Source organism: Streptomyces sp. TN58, from assembly GCF_001941845.1.
GTDB lineage: Bacteria > Actinomycetota > Actinomycetes > Streptomycetales > Streptomycetaceae > Streptomyces.
On the sequence record NZ_CP018870.1, the window covers coordinates 6,868,387 to 6,887,324 of the forward strand.

The 18,938-nt window shown below is 72.1% G+C and carries 16 protein-coding genes; 8 read left to right on the plus strand and 8 right to left on the minus strand.

Going from position 1 to position 18,938, the window contains the following annotated elements; genetic code table 11:
• Positions 1-53: 53 nt before the first annotated feature.
• The 3 genes from BSL84_RS31075 to BSL84_RS31085 form a co-directional block, all read right to left on the minus strand.
• On the minus strand, positions 54-572 hold the full coding sequence (locus BSL84_RS31075) for a hypothetical protein (protein WP_075971720.1): 519 nt from the start codon (positions 570-572) through the stop codon (positions 54-56).
• A 106-nt stretch (positions 573-678) separates the two neighbouring features.
• On the minus strand, positions 679-3,096 hold the full coding sequence (locus BSL84_RS31080) for a proprotein convertase P-domain-containing protein (RefSeq protein WP_324610034.1): 2,418 nt from the start codon (positions 3,094-3,096) through the stop codon (positions 679-681).
• 112 nt (positions 3,097-3,208) lie between these two features.
• The gene (locus tag BSL84_RS31085; protein ID WP_234308461.1) at positions 3,209-4,822 is read right to left on the minus strand and encodes a phospholipase A2; all 1,614 of its coding nucleotides are present in this window, start codon (positions 4,820-4,822) and stop codon (positions 3,209-3,211) included.
• Positions 4,823-5,009: 187 nt separating this feature from the next.
• Between BSL84_RS31085 and BSL84_RS31090 the strand changes: the two genes are divergently transcribed.
• Both BSL84_RS31090 and BSL84_RS31095 read left to right on the plus strand, forming a co-directional pair.
• On the plus strand, positions 5,010-5,762 hold the full coding sequence (locus BSL84_RS31090) for a hypothetical protein (protein ID WP_052680599.1): 753 nt from the start codon (positions 5,010-5,012) through the stop codon (positions 5,760-5,762).
• 232 nt (positions 5,763-5,994) lie between these two features.
• A complete protein-coding gene (locus BSL84_RS31095; protein WP_030035014.1) occupies positions 5,995-6,393 on the plus strand; it encodes an ATP-binding protein in 399 nt (132 codons plus the stop codon).
• 83 nt (positions 6,394-6,476) lie between these two features.
• On the opposite strand, the gene BSL84_RS31100 is transcribed toward BSL84_RS31095, so the two are convergent.
• From BSL84_RS31100 to BSL84_RS31120, 5 genes are all read right to left on the minus strand, one after another.
• Positions 6,477-6,743 (minus strand): DUF6296 family protein, encoded by a 267-nt coding sequence (locus BSL84_RS31100; RefSeq protein WP_045322686.1) that lies wholly within the window; start codon positions 6,741-6,743, stop codon positions 6,477-6,479.
• A 183-nt stretch (positions 6,744-6,926) separates the two neighbouring features.
• On the minus strand, positions 6,927-7,493 hold the full coding sequence (locus BSL84_RS31105) for a copper chaperone PCu(A)C (protein WP_052680600.1): 567 nt from the start codon (positions 7,491-7,493) through the stop codon (positions 6,927-6,929).
• Complete coding sequence (locus BSL84_RS31110) at positions 7,493-9,841, minus strand: heavy metal translocating P-type ATPase (RefSeq protein ID WP_075971721.1); 2,349 nt, start codon at positions 9,839-9,841, stop codon at positions 7,493-7,495. The genes BSL84_RS31105 and BSL84_RS31110 overlap by 1 nt, the downstream gene beginning before the upstream one ends.
• Positions 9,838-10,083 carry a hypothetical protein gene (locus BSL84_RS31115; protein ID WP_037663414.1) on the minus strand — a complete coding sequence of 82 codons (246 nt, stop codon included), beginning with the start codon at positions 10,081-10,083 and terminating at the stop codon, positions 9,838-9,840. Before BSL84_RS31115 ends, BSL84_RS31110 begins: the two co-directional genes overlap by 4 nt.
• 148 nt (positions 10,084-10,231) lie before the next feature.
• Positions 10,232-11,179 carry a methionyl-tRNA formyltransferase gene (locus BSL84_RS31120; protein ID WP_030030658.1) on the minus strand — a complete coding sequence of 316 codons (948 nt, stop codon included), beginning with the start codon at positions 11,177-11,179 and terminating at the stop codon, positions 10,232-10,234.
• A 273-nt stretch (positions 11,180-11,452) separates the two neighbouring features.
• Between BSL84_RS31120 and BSL84_RS31125 the strand changes: the two genes are divergently transcribed.
• The 6 genes from BSL84_RS31125 to BSL84_RS31150 all read left to right on the plus strand — a co-directional run bounded on the left by BSL84_RS31125 (position 11,453) and on the right by BSL84_RS31150 (position 18,910).
• Complete coding sequence (locus BSL84_RS31125) at positions 11,453-12,811, plus strand: lysine N(6)-hydroxylase/L-ornithine N(5)-oxygenase family protein (RefSeq protein WP_045322689.1); 1,359 nt, start codon at positions 11,453-11,455, stop codon at positions 12,809-12,811.
• Positions 12,812-12,899: 88 nt separating this feature from the next.
• The gene (locus BSL84_RS31130; RefSeq protein WP_075972332.1) at positions 12,900-13,964 is read left to right on the plus strand and encodes a FecCD family ABC transporter permease; all 1,065 of its coding nucleotides are present in this window, start codon (positions 12,900-12,902) and stop codon (positions 13,962-13,964) included.
• Positions 13,961-15,058 carry a FecCD family ABC transporter permease gene (locus BSL84_RS31135; protein ID WP_107484873.1) on the plus strand — a complete coding sequence of 366 codons (1,098 nt, stop codon included), beginning with the start codon at positions 13,961-13,963 and terminating at the stop codon, positions 15,056-15,058. The genes BSL84_RS31130 and BSL84_RS31135 overlap by 4 nt, the downstream gene beginning before the upstream one ends.
• 39 nt (positions 15,059-15,097) lie before the next feature.
• Positions 15,098-15,973, plus strand: a complete 876-nt coding sequence (locus BSL84_RS31140; RefSeq protein ID WP_030026424.1) for an ABC transporter ATP-binding protein — start codon at positions 15,098-15,100, stop codon at positions 15,971-15,973.
• A 76-nt stretch (positions 15,974-16,049) separates the two neighbouring features.
• Complete coding sequence (locus BSL84_RS31145; RefSeq protein WP_030026423.1) at positions 16,050-17,108, plus strand: iron-siderophore ABC transporter substrate-binding protein; 1,059 nt, start codon at positions 16,050-16,052, stop codon at positions 17,106-17,108.
• A gap of 2 nt (positions 17,109-17,110) precedes the next feature.
• On the plus strand, positions 17,111-18,910 hold the full coding sequence (locus BSL84_RS31150; RefSeq protein ID WP_075971722.1) for an ABC transporter ATP-binding protein: 1,800 nt from the start codon (positions 17,111-17,113) through the stop codon (positions 18,908-18,910).
• The last annotated feature ends 28 nt before the right edge of the window (positions 18,911-18,938 follow it).

The following is an 18,938-nucleotide window of genomic DNA, read 5'->3' on the forward strand; positions in this document are numbered from 1 at the left end:
GGCTTCCTTTTCGGCGGGGGGAGGGGAGGAGGGGCGGGGTGGGGCGGGACGGGTCAGGCGAAGTGCTGGGAGGCGTTCTCGTTCTTCAGCGCGGAGATCAGGTTCGACCAGGGGCAGTTCCCGTAGGGCTCGCGCTTCTGGAAGTACTGGGAGGTGCCGCCGTAGCCGGAGTTGAAGTACACGCGGTAGGCGTCGGTGCCCGAGCAGTTCTGCACCGAGGCGGCGTTGTTCTTCATGTACTGCCACGACCCGGTGCCGTTGCCGTTGAAGGCGTACCGGAAGGTGGTGAGAGTGGAGCCCTGGTACTGGCTGGTGCCGGTGTAGTCGTGGACGTTGCCGTAGAACTGGGCCCAGCTGGAGGTGTAGGAGCCGTTCTTCACAGCCAGCTCCTTGGAGTTGTAGAAGAGCATGAGCAGGGGCTCGTTGGCGCAGTTGATCCAGGTCACCTCGCAGTTCGAGGTGACCTTGTGCTCGGCCGCGTGCGCGCTGGTGGCGGTGGCCGCGACGAGTGCCGTGGCCGCCGTCACCGTGGCGAGCGCGGTGCCCAGGCGGGCGACGGAGGTCTTCTTCATGAGGGGGAGGGCCTTTCGTGTCCTGGGGCGGGGCGGCGCGCCCCGCACCTGCGGGTGTTCAGGGCGCGCCGTTCGCCGTCGGTCGTGGGGTGTGCCGGAGGCCGGTTCAGAACCTGACGACGAAGTTGTTGACCGTGCCGGTGTTGCCGGTGATGACGTCGTCGACGCGGAGCTTCCACCAGCCGTTGACCGGCAGGTCGGTCCCGTTGACCGTGTACGTCTTCTTGAAGGCGCCCGACCCGGTGGACGTGCCGCTCGTACCGGCCGCCTTGAGGAGGTGGAAGGAGCCGTCCGGCGCGATCAGGTCGATCTTGAGGTTGTTCAGGGCCTGGTGCTCGACGTGCACGTACACCTGGAGCTTGTCGGAGCCCACGCCGGACAGGCCGTCGGCCTTGGTCCAGATCTCCGTGTAGTTCTTGTCCGGGACCGCCTTCACGGTCTGGTTCTCGTACGAGGGGAAGCCCAGCGACCAGCCCTTGAGGTCACCGGTGGAGCCGCCGGCCGAGTCGGTGACCTTCAGCGTCCAGGTGCCGTTCGCGGTGGCGTCGGTGGCGTCCACGCCGTAGGTGGTCTGCAGGGTGCCGCCGGCCTCGGAGCCGTACGGCTTGAGGGTGAAGGACTTGTTGTCCGGGCTGGTGAGGACGAGCCGCAGGTCGCCGATCTTGGAGTGGGTGAGGTTCGTGTACACCTGGAGCGGGCCGGAGGCGTTGCCGGGGATCTCCGAGACGCTGATGGTCGAGGAGAGGGTGCCGGTGTCGGGGATGACCTGGCTCGTGGTCTTCTCGAACGGCGTGGGGAAGATCAGTGACCAGGTGGTCAGCTTGCCCGCGTCGCCGTCGTCGGTGTCGGTCATCCGCAGCTTCCACTCGCCGTTGGCGGGCGAGTCGGAGGCGTCCACCGCGAACTGCGCGATGACGTTGTCGGCGCCGTCGGAGACGTTCGAGCTCTTGAGCAGGTACGTCTTCCCGGTGGGCGAGAGGAGTTCCAGCTTGACGTCGCCCCGGTAGGCGTGGGTGATGTTGACGGACGCGGTGAGGTTCTTCGGCGCGTTGCCGGGGTACTCCGTGATTTTCACCGGCGAGACGACCGGCGTCCCGGGGGTGCCCGCCCCGGCGGGGGCGTCGGGGATGTTCACGTCGAGGTCGTTGTCGACCTGGAAGGAGCGGGGCTTCTTGTCCGCCTCGGGCTTCGGCTCGATCGCCGTGAGGGCCTTGCCGAGGTCGACGCGGGGCGTGGTCGTACCGGAGTAGGTGACCGAGGTGGCGCTGGTGGCGAGGAGCGAAACCAGGCTGTCGATGCCCTCGGTGGGGTAGGTCTGCTTCAGCACGGCGAGGGCGCCCGCCACATGCGGGGCGGCCATCGAGGTGCCGTTCTTGGAGGCGTAGGTGTTGCCGGGCACGGAGGAGACGATCGAGGTGCCGGGGGCGAACAGGTCCAGCAGCGGGCCTCGGTTGCTGAAGGTGGAGACCTGGTCGTCATCGGTGGTGGAGCCCACCGTGACGGCGGAGGAGACACAGCCGGGGGCGCTGACGGCGTCGGCGTAGCCGTTGTTGCCCGCGGCGACGACGGTGGCCACGTTCTCGGTGAGCAGGCTGTCGATGATCGCCTTGCGGGGGTCGGCGGCGCAGGCCGTCGTCCAGCGGCCGCCGCCCAGGCTCATGTTGGCGGCGACGATGGCGCTGCCGGCCTTCTTCAGTGCGTGGACCTTCTCCAGCCCCTTGATCTGGGAGCTGGTGAAGCTGAGCACGCACGGGCTGGCTCCGGCGCCGCAGTACTCGTCGGATTCGAACTTCGAGAACACCTGGACGGCGACGATGTCGGCGCCGGGGGCGACACCGCGGACGGGCGCCCCGCTGACCCCGGCCCCGTTGCCGGCGGCTATGCCGGCGACGTGCGTCCCGTGGGAGCACGCGGTGCCCAGGGTGGCGCAGGCGCCGGCCTCGGCGTCGGCGCTGCCGGGGCCCTCCTGCTCGTCGCTGCCGTCGGGGCAGAGGCTGGTGGCGCCGTAGCTCTCGTCGTTGACGGAGAAGCAGGACTCCGACTTCACACGGCCCGCCAGGAACGGGTGCCGGGTGGCGACACCGGTGTCGAGGACCGCCACGGCCGTGCCGGCGCCGGTCTTCCCGGCGGCGGCGGCCTTGTCGCTGCCGATCCTGACGGTGGACTCGTTCAGGGTCGGCGGGACCGGGACGTCCTCGGTGACGCTGAGGACGCCGGGCTTGGAGTTCAGTGCGTCGAGACCCGCACGGTTCACACGGAGGGTGACCATCGGCACCGTGTCGTACGACACGAGGGTCTGGCCCGCCTCCGCCGCCGAGGCCAGGTCCGTGCGCTGGTCGGTGACGACGTTGACGCGGACGGTACCGCCGCTCGCCGTCTCGTCCAGGAGCGGCGGGTCGACCGGGCCGGTCGGCGCGGCGGCTGCCGGGCTGGTGCCGATCAGCGGGTTCGAGGGCACCGGTGTCGCGGTGAGCACCAGGGCCGCCGCGGTGGCGGTCACCATGGCCCATACGGGTCTTTTCACTTACTACTCCAGCTCGTGAAGGGGTTTTCGGGCGCGCAAAAGGGGGCCGGGCAGCGAAGCGTTCTCGTTGCCGGGCCCCCTCGTGGTCAACGGGGCCGGGACAGCTGGCGGATCAGGTGGCGTTGGCGCCGTTCTTGGGGCGTCCGAAGTAGAAGACGGCCGTGTAGTAGGTGTAGGCGGTCGACCGGCAGGCACCCTTCCAGAAGTAGGCAGGGCAGGTGTTGTTGTAGAGGATGTTGTAGAACGCGACATCGACGGAAATGCCCTTGTTGCGATCCAGGTAGTAGCGGTAGCCCTTGTAGCTGTTGCCGATGGTGCCGTAGCCGTAGTCGTGCGAGTCACAGGCGGCACGGAAGTCCCAGCCTCCGGGCTTGTCCGAGGCGCTGGTGCAGTGGTCGCCGTTGATGCCGATGACCCAGGCCTTGGTGGGCGTCTGCTTCCAGTACGGGTTCTTCCAGCCGTAGTGGGCGACCTTCGTGGCGCAGCCGCTGTACTGGTACCACATCCACGACACGGCGGTGGAGCAGTGGCGCGGGTAGGCCTGCGGGTCGGTGATCTCCGAGCCGCTGAAGTCGGACGCGGCCGGGGTGATGCCCTCGTCCTGGGAGATGCTGGGGGCGCCGCTCAGCGCGCTGCCCGCGTCCGGGACGGTGCCGGTGGTCTCCTGCGCCTGCGGGGCCACGGCGTCGCCGTCGAACGTCAGCTCCCAGCGGGCGCCGTTGTCGGAGGTGGCGGTGGCGACGCGGTCGCTGCCGTCGTAGGTGTAGGCGTTGAGCTCGCTGCCCTCCGCCGGGTTGCTGACCTGCCGCAGCAGACCGGAGGTGTCGTAGGAGTAGCGGGCCAGCGTCTGCACGGTCTGGTCGACGGTGAGGGTGATGTCCTTCACCTGGCCGTTCACATCACCGAGGGCGCTGCCCGAAGCGGTGGTGGCGGTGGCGTAGTTGACCTTCAGGGACTGCTCGGGGGTCTCCCCGCGGGCGGGCTCCTTGACGGTGGAGACGCGGCCCACGGAGTCGTAGGAGACCGTGGACTGCTTGAACGCCTTGCTGCCCACCGCGGTGACGCGCCAGTTGTCGCCGCCGCCGCCGACCTGTTTCCACGTGAAGGAGGTCTTCAGGTCGGCCGCGGCGATCGGGTTGCCCGCCTGGTCGACCGGGGCCTGGTCACCGGACTCGACGGTGGTCAAGTTGACGTTCAGGGTCTCCACGACGGTCGTCTTCAGCGTGCCGAGGAGGTCGTCCCACGTGATGCTCTCGACCACGGTCGAGCCGTCCTGCGCCTTGTACGTGTTGACGCTTCCGCCGTTGGCGCCGGCGACCGAGTCGGTCAGGTCGTAGCGGGTGGACTCGTTGGTGTCCAGGTACGTCGTGGTGATCGCACCGTTGCCCGTGGACAGCTTCCGGTTGAGCTGCCCGCCGAGGAACTCCGCCTCCCAGCTGGGCCCGAAGACGCCGAGGTCGGAGCGGGTGGCGGGGGCGTCCTGGGCCTGCGAGACACCCTGGGCCTGGGCGACGACCGTGTGGGAGCGGCCCATCAGGCCGGCGGGCACGTCGTTCTCGGCGATCTGGTAGCTGTTGCTCTCGGACATGTACATGCCCGGGCCGATGTTCTGGATCTCGCCCTGGGCGAGGGGCTGCGTGGGCAGTTCGGTGGCCGTGGCCGCCTGCTGCGGGAGCAGCAGGGCCAGGGACACGGCGGCCACGACAGGGAGCGCAGTTCTGCGCATGGGTGTTTCCCTCTCGGTCAAGTCGACCGGCGGTGATCGACAAGCAGGACCGTAGGGAGGGCTTTTGTTGTCCGCAAAGAACGCCCGCACCGATCAAAACCCCTTGTTTTGTTGATGGTCGGAGCCCGGACACGATGAGTACGCGTACTCATTCCCGGCGCGTCCGGCGGCGCGCAATGATGCCCGCATGCGATCGACGACGCTCTTGAAGCCTGTACTGGCGGCCGCGCTCGGCTGCCTGGTCCTCTCCGGCTGCGGCACCCCGGACGCCACCCCCGAGCGGGCGCCCGCGGGCAACACGGTGGGGGAGGTGCCGCAGGACCCGTCGTCGCCGGGCGGCGATCCGGAGGTGCGCTTCCTCGCCCTGATGACCCGTACCGCGCAGGGCTGCGCCCCGGACGCCCCGAAGGACGCCACGGGGGGTGGCGGCGTTCCGAAGCCGGAGGACCTGCCCGGCGCGGAGGCCCCACCCACACCGCGGTACGGGCCGGGCCGGACCCCGCCGGGCGTCCCGAACGCCGACGGGGACATCCCCGTACCGCTCGACGACGCCGCTCCCGCGGACAGGCCGGGCGCCGGCTCCGCCCCGGCCGCGAGCACGCCGGAGGTGCCGCTGGCCGGAACCGAGAAGTGCGTGGGCGGCGAGCACGTGAAGCGGGTCGCGGAGGCCCTCAAGGGCACGAAGCCGACCGGCCACGAGGAGCTGCGCGAGCGGCTGACGGGCCTCGACTACCCCGCCCCCCGGATCCACCGGATGCCGGACCGCGCGGGCGCCCCGCGGGTCAGGATCGACCTGCGGGTGATGGGCGGCCATGTGGCCCTGGAGGTCACCGCCGCCGGCGGCGGGGTCGTCGCGGAGGCGTTCGGCGCTCCCGAGACGGAGGACGTGAAGGTGACCGACGTCAGCCGCGGTACGGGCTCCGACGCCCCCGCGTCCTGATCCCGTCCGCTCCGGACGGGCGGGGCCCGCACCCGGTCTCGCTGTCCGCCCGCACCGCGGTCGGGGAGCGCGCCCGCAGGCGCCCCTCTCCGCCCGCGCCGTGACCGAACGTACGCGCGGGTATACGGGCGGGCGGACGAGTGAAGGGCGGGTGGGTGGGCAGGCGTACACAGGAAGCTACCCGGGACGTGTCCGGGAAGCGGTTTGCCCTGTCGTCCAGGAGAGCGGGCCCATGCCTCTCCAGCTGATACTGCACCTCGATCTGCACGGCCGGAGCGCCGCGGCGCAGGCCCGGCGTGCGACGCTGGCGCACCTCGCCGCTGCCGAGGCGGGCGGCGGCGAGCCCCTCCCGCCCCTGGCGATGGACACGGCGCTCCTGCTGATCAGCGAACTCGTCACCAACGCCGTCCGCCACACGAGCGGGGGCTGCCTGCTGGAGGTGCGTCTCACGTCGGAGGGGATCGACATCGAGGTCACGGACACCAGCGACGCGGAGCCGGAACCGAGAAGGCCCGAGCGGCGCGGTGAGGGCGGCTGGGGATGGCACCTCGTCAACCGGCTGGGTACCGACGTGGGGATCCGCCACCACGCGGCGGGAGGCAAGACGATCCACGTCCGCGTCCCGCGCTGACCTCAGGCCCGACCGGCCCGACCGGCCCGACCGGCCCGACCGGCCCGATAGGGCCGGTCGGCCCCGGCCGTGCGGTGCAGGCGTCAGGCCACCGCCCGGGCCCGCAGCACGCGCGCGGGCTCCTGGCCGCCGCCCGTCGCCAGCACCCGTACCTCGCCGCCGCTGCTGATCTCGGCCCGGACGATCCCGGTGGCGTCCTCGTACACGGGGTGCCCGCCCGGTCCCGCCGCGCTGGTGCGGGTCATCCGGACGACGTCCTCGCCGACCCCGTCCGCGGCCGCGAAGACGACCTCGTAGGCCTGCGCGTCCTCCTCCGGCGACCCGGCGCCCTCAGGTTGCACCGTACTCATGGCCGGCCTCCTGCCGTGACGTCTGCCCTTCGCCGGCGGTGGCCGACTCTCCACCTGCCACGCTAAGCCCGGCCCGCCGCTCTGTCCTCACCGGCCGCCACCGCCGAACCGGTCGGGTGCCGCTGCTCCCGGCGGGTGAACCCCGGCCGGGGGAGTGGGCGGCCCCGGCCCGGAGGAGAGGTCTCAGCCGCCGGGACGCACCACGAACGCGACCGCGTCCACCGGTCCGCTGCGGCGGAAGTGCAGCACGAACGGCATGGCGTCGCCCACCCGCCGGCGCGTCCTGACCGTGACGCCCAGGTCCAGGGTGGCCGAGGTCATGACGACGAAATCGCCCGCCGGGATGTTCGCCGAGGAGACCGTACGCGTCGTCTCGTCCTCCTCGCCGACCCGCTCGTGCCGGTTCAGCGTGATCTCGTCCGCGACCGGGGAGGTCACCGCCACCAACTGGTCGTCGGCCTCGCCGGTGTTGGCGATCCGGAAGAAGGCCGTGGTGCGCTCCTTTCCCGCGGCCGGGAGGAGGACCCGGCCCACGCCGACGTCGATCCGTGCCGGGCTGCCCGCGGCCCCCGCCTTGGTCCAGGCCGTCAGCCCGACCAGCATCGTCATACAGGCGACCACGGGCACCACGGCGCCGAACAGCCCTTCGCGCAGGCTCCGGCGGCCGGGGCAGCGGCCGTCCGCTACCGCCTGCACCACCCGGTTGCCCGCTCGGCCGCCCGTCCGGAGGGCGGCGCGCAGGATGTGCATCAACGGAGTGCCTTCCGTACGGAGGAGCCGAGGCGTCCCGGCGCGGGCTGCCAGTTGCACAGGCTGAGGCTGTTGGCCACCACCAGGAGCGAGCTGGCGGACATCGCGGCGGCCGCGGGCATCGGGCTCAGCAGCCCCACGGCCGCCAGCGGGACGGTCACCGCGTTGTAGCCGAACGCCCAGACCAGATTGAGCCGGATGGCCGCCAGGGTGCGGCGGGCCAGGCGGACCGCGTCCGCGACGGCCTCGATGTCACCCCGTACGAGGGTCACGTCGGCGGCCCCGATGGCCACGTCCGTGCCGCTGCCCATCGCGATTCCGAGATCCGCCTCCGCCAGCGCCGCCGCGTCGTTCACGCCGTCCCCGATCACGGCCACCCTGCGGCCGCCACGGCGCAGCTGCCGCACCAGCTCCGCCTTGCCCTCCGGCGTGCAGTGGGCGTGCACCCGTACGATGCCGAGCCGGCGGGCGGCGGCCCGCGCGGCGGCCTCCCGGTCGCCGGTGGCCAGGACCGGCTCCACACCGAGCCGCCGCAGCCGGTCCACCGCCCGGTGGCTGCCGGCCCGCAGGACGTCGCCCAGGGCGACGAGTGCCTCGTCGAAGCCGTCCACGCGGACCAGGACCGGGGTGAGCGCGGCGGCCTCCGCCTCGGCCAGGGCGTACGCCAGGGAGGCGGGCAGGCCCTCGCCCGGCGTACGTACCTCCACCCGGTGGCCCTCCACGACCCCGGTGACGCCGCTGCCCGGAACGGCCAGGAAGCCGGCGACGGGCGGCAGCGCGCCCCCGGCCGCGAGGCGCTGCGCGTACGCGGCGACCGCGCGGCCCAGCGGGTGCTCGGAGCCCTGCTCAACCGCCCCGGCCAGCCGGACGGCCGCCTCGCGGCCGATCCCGCCGGCCGCCCCCGTGACCTGTACGACGGACATGTGGCCGGTGGTGAGGGTGCCGGTCTTGTCCAGCACGATCACGTCGACGTGCCGCAGGGCCTCCAGGGCCCGCGGCCCCCGGACCAGGATGCCGAGGCGGGCACCGCGGCCGGTGGCGGCCATGAGGGCGGTGGGGGTGGCCAGACCCAGCGCGCACGGGCAGGCCACGACGAGGATCGCGACGGCGGCGGTGACGGCCGCCTCGGGGTCTGCTCCGGCGCCGAGCCAGAAGCCGAGCACCGTGACGGCCAGGGCCAGCACGGCGGGGACGAAGACGCCCGCCACCGTGTCGGCCAGGCGCTGGGCCCGCGCCTTGCCCGCCTGGGCCTCGGTGACCAGGTGCGTGATCCGGGCCAGGCGGGTGTCGGCGCCGACCGCCGTGGCCTGTACGAGGAGCAGCCCGCCCATGTTGAGGGCGCCGCCCACCACCGGCCGGCCGGGACCCACCTCGACGGGATCGCTCTCACCGGTGATCAGTGACAGGTCCAGGGCGGAACTGCCCGAGACCACGACGCCGTCGGTCGCGACCCGTTCCCCGGGCCGGACGACGAATCCCTGTCCCGGCACCAGTTCCCCTATGGGCATCCGGCGTTCCCTGCCACCCTCGCTGACCGTCACGTCCTTGGCGGCCAGACCGGCGAGGGAGCGCAGCGCCGCGCCCGTGCCGCGCCGGGCGCGCGCCTCCAGATGGCGGCCGGTGAGCACGAAGAGCGGCACGGCGACCGTCGCCTCCAGGTAGACGTGAGCGGTCTCCGTCCCGGCCGAGGGCAGGAGGCTGAACGGCATCCGCATGCCGGGATCCCCCGCGCCGCCGAGGAACAGCGCGTACAGGGACCATGCGAAGGACGCCAGGACGCCGAGCGAGACGAGGGTGTCCATGGTGGCCGCCGAGTGCCGCAGCCCGCGGGCCGCCCTCAGGTGGAACGGCAGGGCGCTCCAGACCGCGACGGGGGCGGCCAGTACGAGGCACAGCCACTGCCAGTGGCGGAACTGCAGGGCGGGCGCCATCGACAGGACGAGGACCGGCAGACCGAGCAGGGCGGTGATCAGCAGCCGTTCGCGGTCCCTGCGGGCCTCCTCCCGTGTCGGGCCGGCGGGATCGTCCGGATCGTCCGGGTCGTGGGGGTGCCGGGGGTCTTGGGGGTGGTCCCGACCGGCCGTGGCCCACGTTGCCGCCCCCGGCGCGGGGGGCCGTACCAACTCCGCCTGGTATCCGGCCCGTTCGACGGCCGCCAGGAGGTCTGCGGTCGGGACGCCGGCCGGATGGCGGACGCGCGCCCGGCCCGTGGCGAGGTTGACCGCGGCCGTCACCCCCTCGATGCGGGCCAGCCGCTTCTCCACCCGGTTCACGCACGCCGCGCAGGTCATGCCCCGGACGACGAGGTCGGTGGTCGCCCCGGCGACCGTTCTGCCGTCCGCCGTCATCGTCCACCGCCGGTGTGGCCGCCGGTGTTCCCGCTGCCGCCGTCGCCGGACCGCCCCGAGGGACCGGCCTCGCCCACGGTGCTCCGCAGGCCGGGCGCCACCGGCCCGGCCGCGGAACCGACCCCGTAGGCGAGGGCGAACATCGCCAGGAGCAGCACGGCGAAGCCGGTCAGCGCCGGGGGCGGGCCCCACCGCCCGGTGGCCGCGGGTGACGTGACTGCGGACTGCTGTGCATCGGCCATCGACATTCCCTGATCCGAGGATTCGCTCACGGAGCCACCGCCCCGCCAGTTCCTCTCAGGTGGTCGGATGCGGCGCCCGCCCGGTTCCCGCGGATCGCGCGGGCGGCCGGCGCCGGTGACGGACCCCGGTCCGTCCGCCCCGACCGCGTCAGGGGCGGGCGGTCAGGTAGCCGCCCATGGTGGTGAAGTACTCGGCCGCGGGCAGCTCGCGGCCGTCCTCGGTCCGCACCCGGGTGATGGCGAGCCCGTGGTTGCGGCCGGTGCGGGCGTCGGCGCCCGCGACGACGACGACGCCGTCGCCCTCGCGGTAGAAGACACGGCCGGGTGTGCCGCCGTACCGGCCCTGTGACACGAACGCGGCCAGGACCTCGATCCGGCGGCCCCGGTGGTAGGTGAAGGCGCTCGGGTACGGCTCGGACTGGGCGCGCACGAGGCGGTCCAGTTCCTCGGCTGACCAGGTCCAGTCGATGCGGCTGTCCTCGACGGAGCGCTTGTGGAAGAAGCTCGCCTGCGAGCGGTCCTGGCGGACGAACTCCCGCTGCCCCGAGGCGATGAGGTCGAGCGCGCCCACGGTGACGGGTGCGATGAGGTCGACGGTGCGGTGGAAGAGGTCGGTGGCGGTGTCCGCGGGCCCCACCGGCACGGCCTCCTGCCGCACGATGTCGCCGGCGTCGAGCTCGTCGTTCATCATGTGCGCGGTGACGCCCACTTCGCTCTCGCCGTTGATCAGCGCCCAGATCAGGGGCGAGAAGCCGGCGTACTTCGGCAGCAGCGAGTCGTGCACGTTCAGCGTGCCGTGACGCGGGAGGTTGAAGACGCGCGGGGGGAGCCAGGTCCGCCAGTTGTTGGCGACGATGATGTCCGGGTCCGCCTCCTTCAGGCGGACGAACAGCTCCTCGTCGTCGGGGCGGTTGCGCAGCAGTACCGGGATCCCGTGCTCCTCGGCGAGGTCGGCGACGGAGTCGCTCCAGATCTTCTCGTAGACGTGCTCGCTCTTGGGGTGGGTCACGACCATCACCACGTCGTGCTCGGAGTCCAGGAGTGCTCGCAGGGTGCGGTGCCCCCAGGTCTGGTAACCGAACATGACGACCCGCATGGGGTTCCTCCTCAGCACAGGGGCGTTGGTCATGTCGAGTAAAGCAAGGCTTGCCTAAGCCTGCAATGCCCTTGGTCCGCAAGGGAGTTGAAGATCACCCTCATGGGTGACTGCCCGTTTTGCCTATCGACAGTGGTGGCTAAATCAGCTTAGCCTTGCCTAAGTCTCACGGTTGCGGCTCTGCCGGCGTGCCCGAATTCCGGGCCCGGCGGACGCCCGGCCGACGGCCACCGTCCCCACGGCGCGCGGCCGCCCTCGCACGATGGGAGTGACATGGCACAGGTTCGTCCTGGCGAAGACCCGTTGGTCCACGACCTCGTCGGAATCGGCTTCGGCCCGTCCAACGTGGCCATGGCCATCGCGGTCAGCGAGCACAACTTACGCGTCAGCGGACAGGAAACGGTCAACGCCCGCTTCTTCGAACAGCAGCCCCGCTTCGGCTGGCACCGCGGGATGCTCATCGACGACGCGACCATGCAGGTCAGCTTCCTCAAGGACCTGGTGACGCTCCGGAACCCGGCGAGCGAGTTCAGCTTCCTTTGCTACCTCAAGAGCAAGGGACGGCTGGTCGACTTCATCAACCACAAGAACCTCTTCCCACTGCGCGTCGAGTTCCACGACTACTTCGAGTGGGCCGCCGCCCAGGTCGACGACATGGTGTCCTACGGCCACGAGGTCGTCGGGATCACGCCCTCCGTCCGCGACGGGGCGGTGGAGTACCTGGACGTCACCGTCCGCTCCGGCGAGGGCCTCGCACTCCACCGGGCCCGCAACGTCGTCATCGGCACGGGACTGCGCCCCTTCATGCCGGACGGCGTGGAGCGCACCGGGCGCGTATGGCACAACTGCGACCTCCTGACGAAGGTCGAGGCACTGGACGGCACCGCCCCCTCCCGGTTCATCGTCGTCGGCGCCGGGCAGAGCGCCGCCGAGAACGTCGCCTATCTGCACCGCCGCTTCCCCGGGGCCGAGGTCTGCGCCGTCTTCTCCCGGTACGGCTACAGCCCCGCCGACGACAGCGGCTTCGCCAACCGGATCTTCGACCCGGAGGCCGTGGGCGAGTTCTTCGCCGCGCCGGAGGACGTCAAGCGCCGGCTCATGGACTACCACGGCAACACCAACTACTCCGTCGTCGACATCGACCTGATCGACGACCTGTACCGGCAGATGTACCAGGAGAAGGTCCTCGGCACCGAGCGCCTGCGCTTCCTCAACGTGTCCCGGCTGACGGACGTCAGGGAGACCCCGGCGGGCGTCCACGCCACCGTGCGGTCCCTGGTCACCGGTGAGGAGACCGTACTGGAGGCGGACGCCGTGGTCTTCGCCACGGGCTACCGCCCCGCCGACCCGCTCGGCCTCCTCGGCGAGGTCGCCGGACGGTGCCTGCGCGACGAGGCGGGCCGCGTCCGGGTCGAGCGCGACTACCGCGTCGCGACCGATCCCGCGCTGCGCTGCGGCATCTACGTACAGGGCGGAACGGAGCACACGCACGGCATCACCTCGTCCCTGCTGTCCAACACCGCGGTCCGGGTCGGCGAGATCCTGGACTCCCTCCTCGGCCGCGGCCCCAAGTCCGGCTCCGACGAGGCCCGCACGCTCGCCGGCGGCACCGGCGGAACGGCCGCCCGCTGACGGCGGTACGGCCGCCGCCCGCCGACCGGCGGTCCGAGGCCGCCGACCCCCGCCCCACCGGTGGACCGAAGGGATGACGTACGGCGACATGGGCACGATCGCAGTGGAACGCCGCCTGCCCACGGGCACGACGCGGGTGCGCAGGCGGCGGATCGCCGGCTCGCTCACCCTGGTACTGCTCCTCCTCGTCGCGATGGTGGTGTCGTTGGGCGTCGGTGCGCGCGCACTGAGCCCGTCCGAGGTCTGGTACGGCCTGTCGGCCGCCCCCGGCCCCGGCGCCGACCAGCGGCTCACCGACATCCGGCTCATCGTGCAGACCGTACGGATCCCCCGTACGGTGCTCGCCGCCGTGGCCGGAACGGCCCTGGGCGTCGGCGGGGCCCTGATCCAGGGCTACACCCGCAACCCGATCGCCGACACGGGTCTGCTGGGCGTCAACGCGGGCGCCTCGTTCGCCGTGGTCTGCGTGATCGCCTTCCTCGGCTTCGCGAACCCGTTCCAGTACGTCTGGTTCGCGTTCGCCGGGGCGGCGGTCGCGGGCGTCGTGGTGTTCGGGCTGGCGAGCATCGGCCGGGGCGCGGGCAACCCGCTGACGCTCGCACTGGCCGGGCAGGGGGTCACCGTGTTCCTCGCCGCCATGACCACCGCGGTCGCGCTGTCCGACAAGGCGTCGCTGAACGCCCTGCGCTTCTGGAACGCCGGCTCGGTGGCCGGCGTCGGATTCGGCGTCATCTGGCCGGTGACCGCGTTCGTCGCGGTCGGGCTGCTGCTGGCGCTGACGACGCTGCCCGCCGTCAACCTGCTCAACCTGGGCGACGACGTGGCCCGGGGCCTGGGCGTGAACATCGCGCTGAACCGCACCGTCGGCATCGTCGCCATCACCCTGCTGGCCGGGGCCGCGACCGCCGCCTGCGGCTCCATCGCGTTCCTCGGACTCATGGTGGCCCACGTGGCCCGCTACCTCACCGGGCCGGACTACCGGTGGCTGGTGCCGTACGCGGGGCTCCTCGGCGCCATCGTCCTGCTGGTCTGCGACATCGCCGGACGCCTGGTGGTACGCCCGGGCGAGCTGGACGCGGGTGTCGTCGTGGCCCTCCTCGGCGCCCCCTTCTTCGCGGTCCTGGTGTGGCGCGGAAAGTTCAGGAGCGCATGAACGGAACCGGTATGGACACGACCCCGGTGAAGCAGCCGGTACCCCCGGTGAAGCAGCCGGTACTCCCCGGCGTGCGGTTCGGCCGGGTCTCCTTCGTCTGGAGGCCGTGGCTCGTCTGCACCACGCTGCTGCTCGCGGCGGCCACGTTCCTCGTCTTCTGCCTGTCCATCGGCGTGGGGGACTTCCCCATCGGCCTGCCCCGGGTGGTCGCCACCATCCTGGGCCGGGGCGAACAGGTCGACGAGTTCGTGGTCATGGACCTGCGGATGCCGCGCGCCCTGGCCGGATGCGTCGTGGGCGTCGCCCTGGGCATGTCCGGGGCGATCACCCAGTCCATCGCGCGCAACCCGCTCGCCAGCCCGGACATCCTCGGGATCACCTGGGGCGCCGGCGCGGTCGCCGTGTTCCTGGTGACCGTGTCCGGCGGGACCGCCACGGCGGTCGTCAACTCGGTGGGCCTGTCCGGGGCCGCCCTTGCGGGTGGTCTCGGCACGGGCCTCCTCGTCTACGTACTGGCGTGGCGGCGCGGGATCGACGGCTTCCGGCTCATCCTCATCGGCCTGTCGGTCAGTGCGGTGATGGAGGCGGTCACGACCTGGCTGCTGGTGACGGCCGACATCAGGGACGTGGCGCGGGCGCAGGCCTGGCTGATCGGCTCGCTGGACAACCGCTCGTGGGACGACGTGCGGGTGGCGCTGTGGTGCACGCTCGTCCTCGCGGCGGTCGTGGCGGGCGTCGCCTTCCAGTTCAGGACGCTGCACCTCGGCGACGACGTGGCCGCCGGCCTGGGCGTCCGCCACACGGTGGTACGCGCCGTGCTGCTGCTGTGCGCGGTGCTGCTGGCCGGGGTCGCCGTGAGCGCGGCCGGGCCGGTCTCCTTCGTCGCGCTGGTGGCGCCGCAGGTCGCGATGCGCCTGACGAGGTGTCCGACGCCGCCCATGGCGGCCTCCGGCTTCACGGGGGCCCTGCTGCTGATCGGTGCCGACCTGGTCGCGCGTACGGCGCTGCCCATGACGCTGCCGGTCGGCGTGGTCACCGCCGCGATCGGCGGCCCCTTCCTCGTCTACCTGCTGGTGAGGGCGAATCTTCGGTGATCGGAACATGTCGGCGCAGGTCGGGAACGAGGGGGAACCGTGGCCGTTGAGCACGTCGCCGGGAGAGCGCACGGGGGTGGTGAGACCGTGCGGCTGGCCGCCAGAGGGGTCACCGTCGGATACGGGGGGCGGGTCGTCATCGACGACCTGGACGTGGCCGTCCCGCCCCGGGTGATCACCACCATCATCGGCTCCAACGGCTGCGGGAAGTCGACCCTGCTGCGGACCCTGTCGCGGCTGCTGAAGCCGACCCGGGGCAGCGTCGTCCTGGACGGCGACGACATCGCCCGGCTCCGGACCCGGGACGTGGCGAAGAAGCTCGGGCTGCTGCCGCAGGCCCCGGTGGCCCCGGAGGGGCTCACCGTGGCCGATCTGGTGGCCCGGGGGCGGCATCCGCACCAGAGCTGGCTGCGGCAGTGGTCCTCCGACGACGCGGACGTGGTGGAGCGGGCGCTGGCCATGACCGGGGTCGCGGACCTGGCCGACCGCCCGGTCGACGCGCTGTCCGGCGGCCAGCGGCAGCGCGTGTGGATCTCGATGACGCTGGCTCAGGGCACGGACCTGCTGCTGCTGGACGAGCCGACCACCTACCTGGACCTGGCGCACGCCGTCGACGTGCTCGACCTGGTGGACGACCTGCACGAGTCCGGATGCACGGTGGTCCTGGTGCTGCACGACCTGAATCTGGCCGTCCGCTACAGCGACAACCTCATCGTGATGAAGGCGGGCGCCATCCTCGCCCAGGGGCATCCGCGCGACGTGATCACGGCGGAACTGCTGCACGAGGCGTTCGGGCTGCGTGCCAAGGTGATCGACGACCCGGTGGGGGACAGGCCGCTCATCGTGCCGATCGGCCGCGCCCACGTGAGGCCGGATCAGATGGACAAAGATACGGTTCAAGTAAGGCTAGGCTAGCCTCACTTGGGCGCGCTACTGTGTGCCTGCCCTCGGCCGGGGGCGCAATGGACAGCACGAAAGCAAGGGATTGCCGATGCTTCTCCATCGAACACCAGCCACGAACCGCTGGGTGCGGCCGGCGGCGGCGCTGGCCGCCGCGGCGCTCGGCGCCGGGCTCCTGTCCGGATGCGGCTCCGACCCGGCGGACCCGGCCGACAAGAAGAGCGGTGACGCCCCGGCCGCCGCGGCGGGCACCTTCCCGGTCACCGTGGAGCACGCCTTCGGATCCACGAAGGTCGCCAAGGCCCCCCAGCGGGTCGTCTCCGTCGGCTACACCGACGACCAGGCCGTCCTCGCGCTCGGCATCAAGCCGGTCGGCATGGTCGACCAGTACCCCAACCCGCCGGGCACCAGCCCCGACATCAACACCCAGTGGCCGTGGACCAAGGACAAGTGGGGCGACACCCGTCCCGAGGTCGTCATGAACAACGGCGACGCCGGCCCGAACTACGAGAAGATCGCCGCCCTGCGGCCGGACCTGATCGTCGCGGTCTACTCCGAGATCGACCAGGCCGCCTACGACAAGCTCTCCAAGATCGCCCCGACGGTGGGCCGGACCAAGGCCGAGAAGGAGCCGTTCAGCGCCCCCTGGCAGGACAACGCCGTCCACATCGCCAAGGCCCTCGGCCAGGAGGCCAAGGGCACCGAACTGGTCAAGGGCATCCAGGACAAGCTCGACGCGGCCAGGAAGGCGCACCCCGGCTTCGCGACCCAGACCGCCGTCGCACTGTCCTGGTACAAGGACTCGGTCGCCCCCTTCACCACCACCGACGTACGCGGCCGACTGGTGACGGGCATCGGCTACAAGGGCCAGACCGAGATCGACAAGATCGCCGACGGCAAGTTCTACACCACGCTCTCCCCCGAGCGCATGGACCTCGTCGACGTCGACCGCATCTTCGTCATCGCCGACAAGGCCGACCAGGAAGCACTCAAGAAGTTCGAGCTCTTCACCAACCTGAACGCCGTCAAGAACGGAAAGGTCTCCTACCTCCTCGACAGCGAGGGCCCGGCCGTCGGCGCGGCCATGTCCCAGGGAACCCTGCTCTCCCTGCCGTACGCCATCGACGAACTCGTCAAGTCGGCCGGCTGAGCGTGAGCGCCACGGACACGCTCGTCGCGCCGGCCACCCTGCGCACGACGACCGGAGGCGAGGCCACCCGCTGGGTGGTCTCGCACTGCCGCGAGGTGCCCTGGCTGACGGCCGCCACCGTCCTCACCACGGTGGCCGGCGCGGCCCTCCAGGTGCTCCCGCTGCTCCTGCTCGGCCGCGTCGTCGACGGGGTGGTGGCGGGCGGACCCCGCTCCGTGCTCGTCACCACGGGCGTGCTCATGGCGGCCGCCGCGCTCCTCGGCGCGGCGGCCACCGCCCTGTCCACCTACCTGGTCGGCCGGCTCGGCGCGGACCTCCTCGCCAAGCTGAGGGAAGGCGCCGTCCGGGCGGTGCTCGGGATGCCGAGCGCCCGGATCGAACAGGTCGGCCGCGGAGACGTGCTCTCCCGCGTCGGCGACGACGTCGCCGTGCTGTCCAGGGGGATCCGCACCGCCGTACCCACCGTCTTCTCGGCCGGCGTGCTCGTCGCCATCGCCACCCTCGGCATGTTCGGCCTCGACTGGAGGCTCGGCCTCGCGGGCGCCGGCGCGCTCCCCGCCTACGCCCTCGCCCTGCGCTGGTACCTGCCCCGCTCCGCCCCCCTGTACAAGCAGCAGCGGGCCGTCCAGGCGGACCGCGCACAGGCGCTGATCAGCGGACTGAACGGGATCGACACCGTCCGCGCCTACCGCCTGGAAGGCGCCGTCCGCGAGAAGGTCACCACCGAGTCGTGGCGCGTACGCGAACTCGGCATCGAGGTGTTCCGCCTCTTCGGCCGGTTCGTCGGCCGGGAGAACCGCGCCGAGTTCATCGGACTCGTCCTCATCATCGTGACCGGGTACGCCCTGCTGGAGGCCGACGCCGCCACCCTCGGCGAGGTCTCGGCGGCCCCGCTCGTCTTCCACCGGCTGTTCACCCCGCTCGGTTCCATCATGTTCACCTTCGACGAGGCGCAGAAGTCGGGCGCGAGCCTCACCAGGCTGGTCGGCGTCCTCGGCGAGGACGCCCAGGACCGGCTGGTCGGCGCCCCCGCCGTCGAGCCGGCGGCCGACGAGCCCCACCCGGTGACCGTGAAGGGCCTGACGTTCGCCTATCCCGGCTCCGAGCGGCCGGTCCTGCAGGACGTCGACCTGTCCATCCCGGCGGGCGGCTCGCTCGCCCTGGTCGGGGCGACGGGCGCCGGCAAGTCGACGCTGGCCGCGCTGATCGCCGGCATCGGCACCCCGCAGGCCGGATCGGTACGCATCGGCACGACCGACCTCGCCGGCCTGGACGAGGCCGGCGCGCGAGCCCTCGTCAGCATCCTGACGCAGGAGACGCACGTGTTCTCCGGGCCGCTCGCCGACGACCTGAGGCTCGCCGCACCGCAGGCCACCGACGCCGAACTGACCGCCGCCCTGCGCACGGTCGGCGCCGACGGCTGGGTGGACGCACTGCCCGACGGCCTGCGGACCCCGGTCGGCGAGGGAGGCGAGCGCCTCGACGTCACCAAGGTGGCCCAGATCGCGCTCGCCCGGCTCGTACTGGCCCGCTCACCCGTGGTGGTACTCGACGAGTCCACGGCCGAGGCGGGCAGCGAGGGCGCGGCCGAGCTGGAGCGGGCCGTGCTCGCCGCGTGTGCCGGCCGCACCACGCTGTTCGTCGCACACCGGCTGACGCAGGCCATGGCGGCGGACCGGATCGCCGTGCTCGACGCCGGCCGGGTCGTGGAGCACGGCACACACGAGGAACTGGTGGCCCTGGGCGGCCGCTACGCACAACTGTGGCGCGCCTGGCGCGAGGGAAGCCAGGACACGGCCTGAAGTCCGGCCCACCCGGTCCGGGTGGGCC

Coding starts and splice junctions, on each gene's coding strand:
- BSL84_RS31075 (WP_075971720.1), bottom strand. CDS start 572: ATGAAGAAGACCTCCGTCGCCCGCCTGGGCACCGCGCTCGCCACGGTG.
- BSL84_RS31085 (WP_234308461.1), bottom strand. CDS start 4,822: ATGCGCAGAACTGCGCTCCCTGTCGTGGCCGCCGTGTCCCTGGCCCTG.
- BSL84_RS31090 (WP_052680599.1), top strand. CDS start 5,010: ATGCGATCGACGACGCTCTTGAAGCCTGTACTGGCGGCCGCGCTCGGC.
- BSL84_RS31095 (WP_030035014.1), top strand. CDS start 5,995: ATGCCTCTCCAGCTGATACTGCACCTCGATCTGCACGGCCGGAGCGCC.
- BSL84_RS31100 (WP_045322686.1), bottom strand. CDS start 6,743: ATGAGTACGGTGCAACCTGAGGGCGCCGGGTCGCCGGAGGAGGACGCG.
- BSL84_RS31105 (WP_052680600.1), bottom strand. CDS start 7,493: ATGCACATCCTGCGCGCCGCCCTCCGGACGGGCGGCCGAGCGGGCAAC.
- BSL84_RS31110 (WP_075971721.1), bottom strand. CDS start 9,841: ATGACGGCGGACGGCAGAACGGTCGCCGGGGCGACCACCGACCTCGTC.
- BSL84_RS31115 (WP_037663414.1), bottom strand. CDS start 10,083: ATGGCCGATGCACAGCAGTCCGCAGTCACGTCACCCGCGGCCACCGGG.
- BSL84_RS31120 (WP_030030658.1), bottom strand. CDS start 11,179: ATGCGGGTCGTCATGTTCGGTTACCAGACCTGGGGGCACCGCACCCTG.
- BSL84_RS31125 (WP_045322689.1), top strand. CDS start 11,453: ATGGCACAGGTTCGTCCTGGCGAAGACCCGTTGGTCCACGACCTCGTC.
- BSL84_RS31130 (WP_075972332.1), top strand. CDS start 12,900: ATGGGCACGATCGCAGTGGAACGCCGCCTGCCCACGGGCACGACGCGG.
- BSL84_RS31135 (WP_107484873.1), top strand. CDS start 13,961: ATGAACGGAACCGGTATGGACACGACCCCGGTGAAGCAGCCGGTACCC.
- BSL84_RS31145 (WP_030026423.1), top strand. CDS start 16,050: ATGCTTCTCCATCGAACACCAGCCACGAACCGCTGGGTGCGGCCGGCG.